We start from the raw sequence: 13,709 nt of genomic DNA, 5'->3' as shown, positions 1-13,709 counted from the left end.
AAAATTATCTGCAGTAAATACCCTCATTTAATAATAATTCCATCTATTTCTTTTCCTGTTTTCTTTTCATTTCCTTTTCTCTTTCTTCTTCGAGTTCATGGATCGTATGTCTTATGCTGTTCATTTCACTTTGCAGACTGTTAATCTTTTCATTGATTTCAGAAATCCTATTAGGTAACTGCTTTATTTCAATATCTTGATATTGTTGAAAAGCTCCCTTTGTTCTTATATTTTCAAATTCTACAGCTAATGTCCCATGCCAAGTTGAAGCTGATAAATCTGGCTTGACAACATTATCACTATAACTTGTCATTTCATGCTTGATAGCCTTCAGATCAGATTTCCCATTCTTTAGCCTGCGAAGCTGGTCTTCCTTCTCTTGCAACAACCCATAATAATAGAATATAGACAAGTAAGATCACCCTTTCTGGTGCTATTCGTCTTAATAACTATGTATTTTTCCTTATGTGATGACGCCTTCTCAAAACCCCTTCTTTTTCCAATCTTTCTCATTATAACACGCCTAAAATATGGAATAATGAGAAAAAATATCTAATTATTCCATATTTATGTTAGGTAAATAGAAGTAAATTAATTTGAAATCTCTGTATATGTAAGTATCTAATAGTCTAATTGCATACTGAAAGCTCAATCTGTAAATAAATTCCTTATTCTGCAATACCCTGTTTTTTTAGTTTTAAACATAAAAGTGAAAAAAAGGTCAATTGGTATAGATACTCTTCCTATTAATCAAAAAACAGGAAGTATCTCACAAAACTGCTTTCTATTATGAAATCACGACTGTTTATTGGAATTGTGAGGATTGGGTACTGAATACATTTTAAATAAAAATTAAAGATTGCCAATGAATGAGAAATCAATTCTGCAACCTATCTCTTTTATAGTCTAAAATTTCTCTTTATCCTAAACTTGCCAACAAAGCCATCATTCCATTTGTAATACCATTATGCCAGCGCAAAAATACTTACAATATTTCAATATATAGGAATACTTTCAGGATTTTAACCAATGATAAAATAGATCAGAAGTTATATTCCTAAAGGGAGTTTCGAAAATGGTGTTAAAAGAAAAAATTTCTTTAAACCAATTATTCCACATTATTATTGGATTTAATTTGGGGAGTTCTCTTATTATCGGGATTGGGATAAATGCAAAACAGGATGCCTGGATTGCTGTTTTATGCTCTTCCATTATTGGCATTTTCATCGCATTATTTTATTACCATTTCCAAGAAATATTTCCCAATAAACATTTTTCCGAAATGCTTGAATACATATTAAATCGTCCCATTTCTATTTTTATTACATATATCTATACACTCTATTTTTTTTATTTAGCCGTTAGGGTTATTCGTGATTTTGGAGAATTAGTTACAACCTTTATTCTCCCTAACACTCCAATAGAAGTTTGCAGCTTAAGCTTTGTGATCATCCTTACATATATCATATATTTAGGGGTGGAAGTGCTTGGAAGAGTTACAGAAGTATTTACACCATACTCTATTCTTTTTATTATCCTTGTGACCATTCTATTATTTGGTAATAACGATATAAAATTAGAGCGAGTTACTCCTATTTTAGCTACAGGGGTTAAACCATTGTTAAATACCATTTTCCCATACGAACTGATAAGGCCATATGGTCAATTATTCGCTTTAACATTTTTATTTTCTCATTTACCTAAACAACAATATGCAAGACACACATTAGTTTATTCTGTCCTTTCATCAGGATTTTGGTTAACAATAGGAACCTTCATTGTGACTACTTCCTTAGGTCCATACGTTGCATCTCGTAGTACTTTTCCTTTTGTAAGTGCAACAAGATTAATTAGTATAGGTGATTTCTTACAAAGGCTAGATGCCTTCGCCATATTTATTATTGCATTAGGTGTAGTAATTAAAATTTGTATTTTTTCCTTTGCTGCCTTAAAGGGGCTGGAATATATCTTTAAGCTCCCTTATCGCGTATTAGTCATTCCAATGATGTGTATTTTAACCATCTGTTCATCTTTGATTAGCATAAACTTTTCTGACCATATTACTGAATCAATAACGGTAGTTCCCTATTTTTTAAGCTTACCTTTATTTTTTCTTCTTCCGAGTTTATTTATGGTATTAGCCTTAATAAAAAAGAAAAAGGATGCTTAGACAAGTATCCTTTTTTGAATAGTTATATTGGCAAGATATGTGAAAAAAAGCACCTACCTTGCATAGAAATTCTATTATATCAATGTTAGTTGTGCCACACATTCTACGTGCGCCGTATGCGGAAACATATCCACCGGCTGTAAATACTCCACCTTATAATCTTTAGACATATAATCAATATCTTTTGCTAAGGTAGAGGGATTACATGACACGTAGACAAACTTTTTCGGCTTTACTTTTTTGATTGCGTCTAATAGCTTACGATCACAGCCTGTTCTCGGCGGGTCAACGACAACTACATCTGGGCGCCAGCCTTCTTCTACCCATTTTGGCAGCCAGTGTTCTGCTGTGCCTGTTACATAGGTTGCGTTTTCGATACCGTGTCTATCTGCGTTTTTTTGTGCATCTGTAATCGCTGCTTCGATTGTATCCATGCCGCGGACTTCGCTTGCGCCGTCTGCTAGCCATAAGCCAATAGTTCCGACACCACAATAAGCATCCGCTATTTTTTCTTGTCCTGTTAACGCTGCTGCTTTTTTTACTTCATCGTACAGCTTTACTGTTTGAACAGGGTTCAATTGGAAAAAGGCACGGGCTGACAATTCAAAGTTTAAATCACCTAGTGTTTCTTGAATGACTTCTTCCCCACTTAAATGGATGGTTTTTTCGCCAAAAATAAGAGACGTTTTGTTGCCGTTGATGTTTTGCACTAAAGATTTTACTTCTGGTAATCTTTTTTGAATTTCAGCCATTACTAATTTTTTTCTTGGCATTTCTTTTTGTGTCGTGATCAATACCACTTGCACTTCTCCAGATTCAAAGCCAGCGCGTGTTACAATCGTGCGGACGATCCCTTTTTGTTTCCGTTCATCATAGATTGGCACTTGGAATTCTTCTAAGATTTTGCGGACTTCTTCTGATACTTTATTCGTTAACGGATGCTGTACCATACAATTCTGAATGGGGATTAAGCGATGGGAATCAAGTCCATATAGCCCCGCAATCACAGCACCATTTTTTTGCTGTCCCACTTGAAATTGACTTTTATTACGATAGTTCCATGGATCTTCCATGCCGATTGTTGGGCGAATATCCAATTTATCGATTTTTAGCTTTGTATGTCTTTCTAATGATTGAATGACAATATCTCTTTTTTCCTGCAATTGCTGATCATAGGCTAAATGCTGAAGCTGACATCCTCCACATTGTTCATAAAAAGGACATGGTGCTTGTACGCGAAAAGGCGAGGCCTTTCTTATCTTCTTTACCTTTCCTTCTGAAAACTTGGGCTGAACCTTTGTTGCTTCTACTACCACTTCTTCTCCGGGAAGAGCACCTGGCACAAATACAACCTGCCTTTTAAAATAGCCGACTCCTTCTCCGTTGATCCCTAAACGTTTTATTGTCAATGGGAAGGTTTGTCCTACCTTCAGCTTCGCCATCGTATTTTGTTGTTTATCTTTCATCTATAATTACTCCTATTATCTTCTATTAAAAGGGTACTACTAGCTTTCCTCATTATGTCTTCTTCCTATACTAAAGCTTCTTTGGGGAAATATCCAGTTTCTCTTATTCCCAGAAGCTGAAAAAGATTTCCAGCTAATAAAAACTATAATTCCTCAGGTAAATAGCTTAATGACAAGTGAAGCAACTATTGCAAAAATATTGTAATAGTTGCTTTTTTAACGAAAACTCCTGAGGCAGCTATAAAATAATTACTGTCAACCATCCCTTAAGGTATTGACATGTAGATAATTCTAAGCTATTCTAAATAACGCAAGTAATTACTTACATTCATTTTTGGAAGTTGGATGGGATATGGAAAAAATAAATAGTACATCAGATCGAATCATTCAAGCGTTTATTGAGCTATTTCGTGATTATGGATATAAAGGAACAACGACCCGCGCCATTGCCGAAAAAGCAGGAGTAAATGAAGTAACAATTTTCCGCCATTTTGGAAATAAAAAGGGGATTATGGAAGCAGCTATTCAATCAGTATCCTATCACCCTATGTTAGAAAAAGTTATTAATGAACAAATGGTTTGGGATCTTGAACAAGATTTGTGGGTAATCGCAGAGGGCTACCTTACGTATATGGAAAAAGTTAAAGATTTAATTATGATTGGTATGAGAGAAGCGCAAATGTTTCCCGAACTTAATGAAACGATTGTTAACATTCCAAAGCAATTAAAAGAAATGATGGTATTATACTTTAATGAGATGAATAGAAGAGGCAAGATAGTGGATACAGATATTGATTTTCAAGCGATGAATTTTATCTGGCTGAATTTTGGCTACTTTCTTTCAAAATCTCGCTTTGGTGACAGTGTCATTTCAAGTTCAAAAAAGGATTTTATAAAACACAGTGTTTATCTTTTTGCTAGGGGATTAACACCCTAGTAATTTTTTATACTATAAATGCAAGCATGTACTTGCTTTAAAAAGGGGAATTTAAATGAAAACATTAAAACAATTTTTTAAACATCCTGAAACTATTATTGGTATTTCCACTGCGGTTGCATTCCTATTAATTTTCTTCTGTGTATGGATGACAGCATATGATGGCGTTAATAATCGGATCGACAAACTGAAAATTGGCTTAGTTAATGAAGACCAACAAATAGGTTCCATGATTGAAAAAAAAGTGGTGAAAAATGTACCATTTGAAGTGAAAATGTACCAATCGATTGATTCTGCAAAAAAAGATATGAATCAATCAAAACTAGATATGGTAATGCATATCCCTGCAATCTTCTCTAGTCGACTACAAGAAAATGGGAAACCGGAAATTAACTATTTCATTAACCAAGCAAACGCTACTTTGGCAAAACAAATAATGGATGGAGCAGCAAAGAATATTACTCAATCCATTAATGAAAATGTTTATAATTATAAACAACAACTTATTCTGTCAAACTTACAGGAACAATTAGGAAAAAACATACCATCAAATGAGCTCGCACAAGAATTTTCAAAGGGAATTTCTCAAGCTTTGGAATCTTTAAACATCCAATCTGTTCAAACAACTGTAGAAAAGACGAATAATGTTGATGGATTTGCTCCTACTATGGTGCCGATGATGATGGTACTTGCTTCATATGTAGGCTCTATGATTATGAGCCTTAATATGAATATTGTTTCATCAAAAATAAAAAGCAATTATAATAAATGGTCGATATTCTTAGTAAGACAAATCATTAATATAGGTGCATCCATTCTTTTATCTGGCATCACATTATTATTGTTTGCTATATTTAATATTGAATTACACACCTCTATAATGGAGTCAGGAATATTTCAAATTTTTGTCTATTTTTCTTTCTTAAGCTTGACACAGATGTTTGTTATTTTATTTGGACCAGGTGGCATGTTATTTAACATCCTTGCCCTTTCATTGCAGCTTGTTACTTCAGGAGTAATTATTCCAAAAACGATGTTATCCAGCTTCTATCAGACGATTGGTTCCTATTTACCGGCAACATATGCCTCAAATGGCTATTATTCATTGATTTTTGGAGGAATGAGTTTAACAACTGAGATGATGGCTCTGCTAATCGTATCAGCTGTAACCCTTTTTGTAGCATTGTTTAGAATTGCTTTACTAAAAAAAAGCGTTTCTACAAATAGTGTCGTGAGTCAATAAGACTGTTTTACAAACTAGGTATTCAAAACAGCATTAGCACTGAAAAAGCTTCCTAAAATATACCCCTTTCCAGCTAATAAAAACTACATTCCTTAGGTATATGGAACTGAAATTCATTACATGATTTAGCATTGGCTTAATAGTAGATTAATAATCCTTTTCTATACTAAGGTAGTACGAAAAATTACTTTGTTGAGGTGATTCTTTTGAATTTCAAGAAGTTAACATTGGGAATGATGACTGCTTTACTTTTTACAGGAATGTTAGTTGGCTGCTCTGACCAAAAAGATGACCAAAAGGAAGATACCAAAACAGAAACACCAGCAGAGAACGAAACAAAAGAATAAGAACATGAATATAGAAACAAGAAAGAGGCTGATCCCGATGTTCAGCCTTTTTTCTTATATGCATTTTCAAAAAAGCAGTTATTCTTCTTCTGAACTTGCTTTATTTTTCAGAGCAAAATAATCTTTTAACATCACCTGATTTTCTGCTATATCTGCTAGTGTATACTGGTCCAATACTTTAAAAAACTGTTCCAATGCATTATTTAGAACATGCTTTAATGAACATACCGGCGTAATAACACAGGCATTTTTATCCTCAAAACATTCTACCAAATAGAAGTTTTCCTCTGTTTGGCGGATAAGTGCGCCAATATTGATTTCTGCTGGATCCATTGCTAAACGAAAACCACCGCTTCTCCCTCTGATTGTTTCTATATAGCCTAATTTCCCGAGATTGAAAATAATTTTCATCAAGTGATTTTTCGATATATTATAAACTTCGGATATTTCTTTTATATTTGTCAGTTTTGGTGTTTCTTTTGTTGCCAAATAGATTAATACTCTTAGAGAGTAGTCAGAATAATTAGTTAACCGCATAACTCTATCTCCTTTTGCTATTTTTACGGTTCCGATGGTGAAAATGTGAACATTTTGTTAAACATGTTAAAAACAGTGAAAAAGATGTATTTGAAATATTGCTTTTATCCAGACAGACTTTTATCATTAAAGATGTATTTAAAATATTACTTTAAAAGAAGGTTATAAAAATGCTATCACAAAAAACAATTGACATTATTAAATCTACTGTACCAGTATTACAAGTACATGGTACACAAATAACTACTGTTTTCTACAAAAATATGTTTGCTGCACACCCTGAACTGCTGAATATTTTTAATCATGCTAATCAAGCACGAGGACGCCAGCAAACCGCTCTTGCTAATACCGTATTAGCAGCAGCACAAAATATTGATCAGCTTGAGACTATTATACCAGTTGTAAAACAAATCGCCCACAAACACCGCAGTTTAATGGTGAAAGCCGAGCACTATCCAATCGTCGGAGAATTTCTTTTAAAAGCGATTAAAGAAGTTCTAGGAGATGCAGCTACTGATGAAATTATCCAAGCATGGGCTGATGCTTATGGTGTCATTGCCCAAGTATTTATTGATATTGAAAAAGAAATGTATGAAGAAAGTGCTTCTAAAAATGGCGGCTGGTCTGATTATAAAGAATTTAAAGTGATGAAGAAGATCAAAGAAAGTGATGTTATTACGTCCTTTTATTTAACTCCAGCTGACGGAAGTTCATTGCCAGCCTATGAAGCTGGTCAATACATTACCATCCGCTTATCCATTCCCGGGGAAAAATTCTTATTTAATCGTCAGTACAGCTTATCATGTGCCAGCAATAAAGAATATTTCCGTATTTCCGTTAAAAAGGAAGCGTCAGTAGAAAATCCGGACGGCAAAGTTTCTAATTATCTTCATAGCGATATTAATGTTGATGATCTAGTAGAAGTTACCGTTCCAGCTGGTGACTTCACCCTTTTAAAAGAAGAAAGCCCGATTGTTTTTATTAGTGGTGGTGTTGGTATCACCCCATTTATGAGCATGGTAGGAACTATTGCAAAAGAGCAGCCAGATCGCGAGGTACACTTTATTCATTCTGCAAGAAGTGGTTCCATCCAAGCATTCAAAGAGGAATTAATCCAACTGAAAGAAAAAATTACTAATTTTAATCTTTCCTATATATACGAAAATCCTTCTGAAGAAGATAAGCTAAATCCTTTCTTCCAAAAAGCTGGCTATATTGATGCTGACTGGCTAAAAGAGAATGCCATCACAGCAGATGGACATTACTATGTCTGCGGCCCAGTTCCATTTTTACAAGCAGTGGTAACAGGGTTAAAAGAAAATGGGGTTGATGATAGTCATATTCATTATGAATTCTTTGGTCCTTCTATTAAGTTATAAAAAAGAAAAAAGCCATTTGTCCGCTAGACATCTGGCTTTTTATCTATTAATGGATATCCCGTTTCTTAAAGTTACCGCCTTTTACTTCTGATACATCATAAATAGCGACAAATGCTGTCGGATCTAATTCATGAATAATTTCTTTCATTTTTCTTTCTTCCATCCGACTGACTACACATGTAATTTCTTTAAATGGCTCATTCGAGTATCCGCCTTCTGCAAGTGTATAAGTGGCACTACGACCTAGACGGTCACGAATGGTTTCAACCATTATTTCCGGCTCATCTGTAATAATTTTAAACGTTTTGGATCCACTTAACCCTTCTTCTACAATGTGAATTACTTTAGAGGCAATGAAGTATGCAATCGCGGATAAGATAGCTCCTTGGAGACCAAATACCGTAGATACGAAAATAAATACAAACAAGTTTAAAAATAAGATTAAATCACTTGTTCCAAATGGTAATTTTCTTGAAAGCAATACAGCTAACATATCGATTCCATCTAATGCTCCACCATTACGCAAAGCTAAACCCATTCCAAAACCGATGATAATCCCGCCAACAACCGTTATTAGAAGTGTATCTCCTTCAATGATGGTCGGGACATGGTGCATTAAGCTTGTACTAATAGCTAAAGAAAGTATACCGATAACCGAATATATAGCAAAACTTTTTCCAATCTGTTTATATCCTAAAAATATAAAGGGAATATTTAATATCCCAATCAAAATTCCAAGGGGAAATCCCATTAACTGAGAACCAACGATACTTAAACCAGTAACCCCTCCATCGGAGACTGCATTGGGAATAAGCACTGCTTCCAGTCCATATCCCGTGATAATTCCTCCAATAATAACTAATAATGCTCGTGAAGCCTTAAGAAGCTTCTTTGGTTTTTTCTGTGTCTTTTTCTCCATTTACTTTCCTCGTTTCAAACTATTTAAATAATCAACTTATTTATATTTTACCATAGTTAATTGTTAACAACTAAAGATAAGGCTAAAGAGCTACTCAATGCTTCTCCATAGGTAAAGGGATGCATAGCTTAAATATGGATGCCATTCCGGGAGCAAAGCTTCCATTTCTTCTTTTGTCGGCTTCTTATCCAATTGTAAAAGCTTTTTCAACGCATTTTGAATCCCTATATCCGCAATGGGAAAAAGATTATTCCTTCCTAATCCAAATAACAATAGATTCTGAATCGTCCATTGCCCAATTCCTCGAAAGCGGATTAATTCTTTCATAATTTCGTCATCAGACTTTTTTTCTAAACTAGCGAGATCTAAATTACCTTTTATTATTTCATTGGAAAGATCGATAATATACTCTGCTTTTCTTGTACTAAATTGCAGCTCACGCAATTCTTGGACGGTAAGCTTTGCTACTGTTTCTGGTGCTGGGTAAAACCAGACACCATCTTTTTGAAAACCATATGTAGTCACAAAACGCTGGGTTAAGGTGAAGGCAAACTTTAGGTTTAGCTGCTGATGGATTATACACTTTACTAAACTGTTGTAAGGATGAAAATCTAATACAATCGGTGTTCCATAATGCTCCTCAAAGAGCGGCTTTAATTTGGTTGCTTGAAAATGTTCATGAATGGCGAGCAATGATTCATCCCACCGGAAAATTCTGCGGATTTCTTTATAAATGAGGTCATGCAAAGAGGAATCTATTTCCTCCCATTCTAAGCGAAATGTTGGTTTTTCCGTTATTCCAGTTGCTTGTATCTTCACCACGATTGGTTTGTTATCGATACGAAGTGGTACTTTGACCCATCTTGCTTCTTTATCCAGTACATGTAGTGGATCTAAGGCTAATCTGCTCAATACAAGATCAAAATTATAAGGTCCTTCAATTTTAATGGTATGCAAGGTGATCACCTGTTTTTTTCTTGTATTATAGCATGAAAAAGCCCAATCAAGAGAAGAAAATCTCTAATTGGGCATGCTTACCATTCTTAATGCATGATCCCTTCATCCATTTCTTTCTTCAGTGTTAAATCGTCTAAGCTTTTAAAAGTATAGCCTCTTTTTTTCAAATCTTTAATTGCTTGTTCCAGCGCTTCTGCGTTATCTTTTGAAACAGTATGAAGCAATAAAATACAGCCAGGATGAACTTGTTTCATTATATTATCATAGCTATACTTCCAGCCCTTTTGCTGATCGGTCTTCCAATCTACAAAGGCTAATGACCAGAACACTTGTGTATATCCTAACTCTTGAGCAAGCTTTAATGTTCTCTCACTAAAAACACCACGCGGGGGACGTAAATAAGTCATTCCCTTTTTCCCTGTTAGTACTTCCGTTTCTTTCACAACGGAATCAAGCTCCTGCTTTAACTTTTCATCACTAACTTGGGTAAAATCTGGATGATGGTAGGAATGGTTCCCAATAATATGGCCTTCCGCAGCCATTCTTTTAACAAGACCTGAAGCACTTTTTAAATAATGACCAGTAATGAAAAACGTTGCAGGTACCTTTTCTTTTTTTAGAACATCAAGAATTTTCCCTGTATACCCATTTTCATAGCCATTATCAAAGGTTAGATAAAGCACCTTATCTTCACTTGTATCTTTATAATAAGCACCATACTTTTCTAGTAAAGCATCTAACTCTGGTCCTGCTTCTGCTGGTTGTTCATTTGCTGCCTTTTTGAATCCCCAGCTTTGTGGTTTATTGGATACACTCGCTACAGCAGGAAGGGCAAATAAACAAAAAGCAGAAAAACAAATAAACGCTTTGATTGCTAATTTCAATGTAATTCCTCCTTTACCGTTCATTCCTTTTGTTATTTTCTGTACACTGGAGGAATTCATTCTTGGTAATAACAAGCAAAGAAAAAAACGGCTAATCTTTTAGCCGTTCTCACCAAATTTATTTGTATACACGATCTTTAAATTGCGCTAATTTTTCTAAAGAGGACATTTCAATATCTTGATGAAGAGAATTACCATGTGCATCCATTGTCACCACGGCTTTAAATCCCTCTACTTTTAAATGCCACATCGCTTCAGGAATTCCAAACTGCATTAGGTCTACACCTTCTACCGATTTAATGCAATCTGCGTAATATTGGGCCGCTCCGCCAATGGCATTTAAGTACACACCGCCATGCTCTTCCAATGCCTTTAATGTTTTAGCACCCATACCGCCTTTTCCAATCACTGCGCGAATGCCAAATTTTTTCATGATATCCCCTTGGTAAGGCTCTTCCCGAATACTTGTTGTCGGTCCAGCAGCCTTCACATGCCAATTTCCATCTTCATCTTTGAGCATAACTGGCCCACAATGATAAATAATTTGTCCATTTAAATCAATTGGAGCCTCATTTGTACTTAAATATTTATGGATCGCATCTCGCCCTGTATACATCATTCCATTAATTTGGACAACATCTCCGACTTTTAATTGGCGGATTTCCTCTTCACTAATTGGTGCTTGAAGAGTAATAACTTCCTCTGCTGCCGCTACTTCATTGTCTTCCGTTTCTGCTTTGAAATCAATTTTATCTCCTTCTTGATATTGCCATTCCTTAATTTCCCCTGTATCAGGGTTTACGGAGATAGCCAAACGACGGAATGCCCAACAATTGTAAGCAACAGATACAAAGAAGCTAGCCGGAATACGGTTCATCACGCCAATTTTACAGCCTAACAGCGTTGTTTCCCCGCCAAATCCCATTGTACCAATTCCTAGTTTATTCGCATTCTCCATGATATACGCTTCTAGCGCCGCTAATTCTGGAATATCATTTGTATCGTCGACAGAGCGGAATAGCTGCTCTTTCGCTAAATCATATCCTGCAGAACGGTCTCCACCGATACCGACTCCAATGAAACCTGCACTACAGCCTTGCCCTTGTGCTTGATATACAGAATGAAGAATACATTTGCGAATTCCGTCTAAATCACGCCCAGCACGGCCAAGCCCTTCTAATTCACATGGAAGACTGTATTGAATATTTTTATTTTCACAGCCTCCGCCTTTTAAAATTAAACGAATATCGATATAATCCTTTTCCCACTGTTCAAACTTTATGACAGGTGTCCCTGCCCCTAAATTATTCCCGCTATTTTCGCCTGTAAGTGAATCAACGGAGTTTGGTCTGAGCTTCCCATTTTTCGTTGCAAGCTCCATTGCTTCATAAATAGCTGCTTTTATATCTAGCTGATTGACAGCAATAGGTGTTTTTATTTTAAATGTTGGCAGCCCTGTATCTTGGCAAATAGGTGAGACTTCCTTATCCGCCATCCCAATATTTTGCGTAATGGTCGCTAAACTCATCGCCGAACGAGTCCCAGCATTTTCTGATGCAGTAGCTTTCGCAATTGCACGGCGCACATCTTTTGGAAGATTGGTCGATGTTTCTACAATTAAATCGTAAATACTCTTCTTCAGATTTTCAAAATACATGCTTCTCCCCCTCATTTGAAAAGCGCAAGGCATACCTTGCACATTTTTTGTTACATACAAATACTCCCTATAAAAAATTATACTCTTCTCTTCGGCGATAGAGAAGTGATTTGCAATCGTTTACAGAAATATTCCCCCAAAAAAACAAAAAAAGCCTGGATGATTTTCTCCATCCAAGCAGTATAATCCTATAAATCTCTATGTTTAAACTCATTACATTTTGATTCAATTTCATCTATCATTTCAATTAAGCGATCAATATCCTCTAGTTCAGCTTCTTCTGGATCAATTGCATCTAGCACATCCATAAACATATTTAATCTTGTCTTTAGAAAAGTAACTTGCTCATTTTTATCTGTAATTGAACTACCCAATGTATTCTCTCCTTTCAAAACTACTTCTTAATCGTAACGAATTTTTCTTCTTTCGGCAACCTTCGTCTTTTTAGCTTTGCACAGGTATTATTTTTTTACACATTCATAGCGGAAAAAGAAAGAAACATCCAGTCAAAGATGCTCCTTTCTGTTTATTTATTGAAACTTTCCTTCCCTAACCCTGTTGCTATATAATCGATAATTCTATCCATCACTTGAGGAAAAAGCTCTGTTCCTATTTCATCTTTATGCAATCTTATCATCATAATCGCTTGGATAACTCCTACCGTTAATTCGGGATTCTCTTTAGGTAAGACTCCACGGTCCATGAGAGTTTTAATAGCGTTGATTCCTCTTTGAGTATGTATCCGCGAGAACTCTTCCATCTGTTCCGGAAGTTTTCTTGTAAGTCTTTCATGTTCATCACTCTGAAAAACGCGCTGAAGAAAAGGATTTTCCTCAACAAATGTAAAAGATGTATGAAAAAATGAAGTAAGCAATTCTTTTGAAGAGAGATCTTCACGAAATAATTCAGCAAGAACTGTCTCACGTACTTCTTCTTCATTTTTTAGAATTTCAAAATAAAGCTCCTCTTTAGATTGAAAGAACTTATAGAAAGAGCCCTTAGCAATCCCACATGCCTGCACAATATCATCAATAGTTGTTTTTGCCAGTCCATACTGTATAAAAATTTCTCTTCCTTTTTCCATAAGGGAACGATGAATATGCTCTTTTTCTTGTTTTGTAAATTTAGGCATGACAAATCTCCTTTTAATATTTTATGACTTTTTATAGACATTTAGTCACATAATGTTTATACTTATCTTAATCTCTTTGTA

The 13,709-nt window shown here is 35.2% G+C and carries 14 protein-coding genes; 5 read left to right on the top strand and 9 right to left on the bottom strand.

Annotated elements, in window-relative coordinates; genetic code table 11:
* Nucleotides 1–43: 43 nt before the first annotated feature.
* A complete protein-coding gene (locus NX902_RS03790) occupies nt 44–385 on the bottom strand; it encodes a YwqH-like family protein (RefSeq protein ID WP_341161070.1) in 342 nt (113 codons plus the stop codon).
* 690 nt (nt 386–1,075) lie between these two features.
* On the opposite strand from NX902_RS03790, the gene NX902_RS03785 reads away from it, so the two are divergent.
* Nucleotides 1,076–2,170 (top strand): GerAB/ArcD/ProY family transporter, encoded by a 1,095-nt coding sequence (locus tag NX902_RS03785; RefSeq protein ID WP_249937905.1) that lies wholly within the window; start codon nt 1,076–1,078, stop codon nt 2,168–2,170.
* A gap of 74 nt (nt 2,171–2,244) precedes the next feature.
* Here the strand turns inward: NX902_RS03785 and rlmD are convergent, their stop codons facing one another.
* Nucleotides 2,245–3,636: a 23S rRNA (uracil(1939)-C(5))-methyltransferase RlmD gene (gene rlmD, locus NX902_RS03780; protein WP_163184894.1), complete on the bottom strand. Its 1,392-nt coding sequence runs from the start codon at nt 3,634–3,636 to the stop codon at nt 2,245–2,247.
* 352 nt (nt 3,637–3,988) lie between these two features.
* Between rlmD and NX902_RS03775 the strand changes: the two genes are divergently transcribed.
* From NX902_RS03775 to NX902_RS03765, 3 genes are all read left to right on the top strand, one after another.
* Entirely contained in the window at nt 3,989–4,573 is a 585-nt protein-coding gene (locus NX902_RS03775; RefSeq protein WP_095330750.1) for a TetR/AcrR family transcriptional regulator, read from the top strand.
* 55 nt (nt 4,574–4,628) lie between these two features.
* Nucleotides 4,629–5,816 carry an ABC transporter permease gene (locus NX902_RS03770; protein WP_163184891.1) on the top strand — a complete coding sequence of 396 codons (1,188 nt, stop codon included), beginning with the start codon at nt 4,629–4,631 and terminating at the stop codon, nt 5,814–5,816.
* 206 nt (nt 5,817–6,022) lie between these two features.
* Nucleotides 6,023–6,163: a hypothetical protein gene (locus tag NX902_RS03765; RefSeq protein ID WP_163184888.1), complete on the top strand. Its 141-nt coding sequence runs from the start codon at nt 6,023–6,025 to the stop codon at nt 6,161–6,163.
* A gap of 78 nt (nt 6,164–6,241) precedes the next feature.
* Here NX902_RS03765 and NX902_RS03760 read toward each other — a convergent pair whose 3' ends face one another.
* Complete coding sequence (locus NX902_RS03760; protein ID WP_095330746.1) at nt 6,242–6,700, bottom strand: RrF2 family transcriptional regulator; 459 nt, start codon at nt 6,698–6,700, stop codon at nt 6,242–6,244.
* A 170-nt stretch (nt 6,701–6,870) separates the two neighbouring features.
* Here NX902_RS03760 and hmpA point away from each other — a divergent pair, with 170 nt between their 5' ends.
* Nucleotides 6,871–8,079: an NO-inducible flavohemoprotein gene (gene hmpA / locus NX902_RS03755; protein ID WP_163184885.1), complete on the top strand. Its 1,209-nt coding sequence runs from the start codon at nt 6,871–6,873 to the stop codon at nt 8,077–8,079.
* 46 nt (nt 8,080–8,125) lie between these two features.
* On the opposite strand, the gene NX902_RS03750 is transcribed toward hmpA, so the two are convergent.
* The 6 genes from NX902_RS03750 to NX902_RS03725 all read right to left on the bottom strand — a co-directional run bounded on the left by NX902_RS03750 (nt 8,126) and on the right by NX902_RS03725 (nt 13,628).
* Entirely contained in the window at nt 8,126–8,998 is an 873-nt protein-coding gene (locus NX902_RS03750) for a YitT family protein (protein WP_303981579.1), read from the bottom strand.
* Between the two features lie 90 nt (nt 8,999–9,088).
* Entirely contained in the window at nt 9,089–9,955 is an 867-nt protein-coding gene (locus tag NX902_RS03745; protein WP_217279733.1) for a DNA-3-methyladenine glycosylase family protein, read from the bottom strand.
* Between the two features lie 86 nt (nt 9,956–10,041).
* A complete protein-coding gene (gene pdaA, locus NX902_RS03740) occupies nt 10,042–10,863 on the bottom strand; it encodes a delta-lactam-biosynthetic de-N-acetylase (protein WP_445668885.1) in 822 nt (273 codons plus the stop codon).
* A 94-nt stretch (nt 10,864–10,957) separates the two neighbouring features.
* Nucleotides 10,958–12,496, bottom strand: a complete 1,539-nt coding sequence (locus NX902_RS03735; RefSeq protein WP_123258892.1) for a fumarate hydratase — start codon at nt 12,494–12,496, stop codon at nt 10,958–10,960.
* A 188-nt stretch (nt 12,497–12,684) separates the two neighbouring features.
* Nucleotides 12,685–12,870, bottom strand: a complete 186-nt coding sequence (locus tag NX902_RS03730) for an SE1561 family protein (RefSeq protein ID WP_047941711.1) — start codon at nt 12,868–12,870, stop codon at nt 12,685–12,687.
* Nucleotides 12,871–13,022: 152 nt separating this feature from the next.
* Nucleotides 13,023–13,628 (bottom strand): TetR/AcrR family transcriptional regulator, encoded by a 606-nt coding sequence (locus NX902_RS03725; RefSeq protein WP_341160556.1) that lies wholly within the window; start codon nt 13,626–13,628, stop codon nt 13,023–13,025.
* Between the last annotated feature and the right edge of the window lie 81 nt (nt 13,629–13,709).

Source organism: Niallia sp. FSL W8-0954 (assembly GCF_038005605.1).
Lineage (GTDB): Bacteria > Bacillota > Bacilli > Bacillales > Cytobacillaceae > Niallia > Niallia circulans_A.
Note: the sequence above shows the minus strand (reverse complement) of the source record. Positions and strands in the feature narration are given on the sequence as shown.

Excerpts from the sequence above, each read along its gene's own strand:
- NX902_RS03785 (WP_249937905.1), top strand. The coding sequence starts at position 1,076 with ATGGTGTTAAAAGAAAAAATTTCTTTAAACCAATTATTCCACATTATT.
- rlmD (WP_163184894.1), bottom strand. The coding sequence starts at position 3,636 with ATGAAAGATAAACAACAAAATACGATGGCGAAGCTGAAGGTAGGACAA.
- NX902_RS03775 (WP_095330750.1), top strand. The coding sequence starts at position 3,989 with ATGGAAAAAATAAATAGTACATCAGATCGAATCATTCAAGCGTTTATT.
- NX902_RS03770 (WP_163184891.1), top strand. The coding sequence starts at position 4,629 with ATGAAAACATTAAAACAATTTTTTAAACATCCTGAAACTATTATTGGT.
- NX902_RS03760 (WP_095330746.1), bottom strand. The coding sequence starts at position 6,700 with ATGCGGTTAACTAATTATTCTGACTACTCTCTAAGAGTATTAATCTAT.
- hmpA (WP_163184885.1), top strand. The coding sequence starts at position 6,871 with ATGCTATCACAAAAAACAATTGACATTATTAAATCTACTGTACCAGTA.
- NX902_RS03750 (WP_303981579.1), bottom strand. The coding sequence starts at position 8,998 with ATGGAGAAAAAGACACAGAAAAAACCAAAGAAGCTTCTTAAGGCTTCA.
- pdaA (WP_445668885.1), bottom strand. The coding sequence starts at position 10,863 with ATGAACGGTAAAGGAGGAATTACATTGAAATTAGCAATCAAAGCGTTT.
- NX902_RS03735 (WP_123258892.1), bottom strand. The coding sequence starts at position 12,496 with ATGTATTTTGAAAATCTGAAGAAGAGTATTTACGATTTAATTGTAGAA.
- NX902_RS03725 (WP_341160556.1), bottom strand. The coding sequence starts at position 13,628 with ATGCCTAAATTTACAAAACAAGAAAAAGAGCATATTCATCGTTCCCTT.